A 724-nucleotide genomic window follows, 5' to 3' on the forward strand; every position below is an offset into this window, starting at 1 on the left:
ATCTTAAGCTGGTGGTGATGTCGGCACCGTTGGATCAAGAAGCGTTGCAATCCTTACTGCCGGAAGCTTGTTATATTGAATCAGAAGGGCGCAGCTTTGCCGTGGAAACTCGCTATGCTCCGCTTACTGCCAACGATCATCTTCCAACGGTAATGGCAAAAAATATAGAGAGTTTGATGAATAAAGAGTCAGGCTCTCTGCTTGCGTTTCTTCCCGGTGTGGCGGCCATTAAGCAAGTGCAAGAGCGTTTATCGCACTTACCGGACGATGTTGAAGTATGCCCGTTGTATGGTCAGTTGAGCTTTACTGAGCAACAGAAAGCCATCTCTCCTGCAGAAAAAGGTAAGCGCAAAGTCGTATTGGCAACCAACATTGCGGAAACCTCTCTGACAATTGAAGGTATTCGCCTTGTGGTGGATTCTGGTTTGGAGCGTGTTGCGCGTTTTGACTTGAAAAATGGCCTTACACGATTGGAACAAACGCGTATAGCTCAATCGTCAGCCATCCAGCGAGCTGGTCGTGCTGGGCGGATTGAAGAGGGGATTTGCGTTCGCCTCTATTCAGAAAGTCAACTCAAGCAACAGCCACAAGTGCCACAACCTGAGATTTTGCATTCCGATCTTGCGAGCTTGGTAATGGAGCTGGCGTTTTGAGGGACGACCGATATTAATGAGCTAAAATGGCTCGATCTTCCTTCTGCTGCCGCGCTGCAACAATCTAAGCA

1 pseudogene is annotated in these 724 nt (G+C 48.5%); it reads left to right on the plus strand.

Annotation, left to right across the window (positions count from 1 at the left end):
• A pseudogene (locus tag R7O13_RS26865) lies at positions 1-724 on the plus strand (helicase-related protein); the annotation flags it as partial.

The sequence above is a fragment of the Vibrio sp. Y176 genome, from assembly GCF_033438945.1.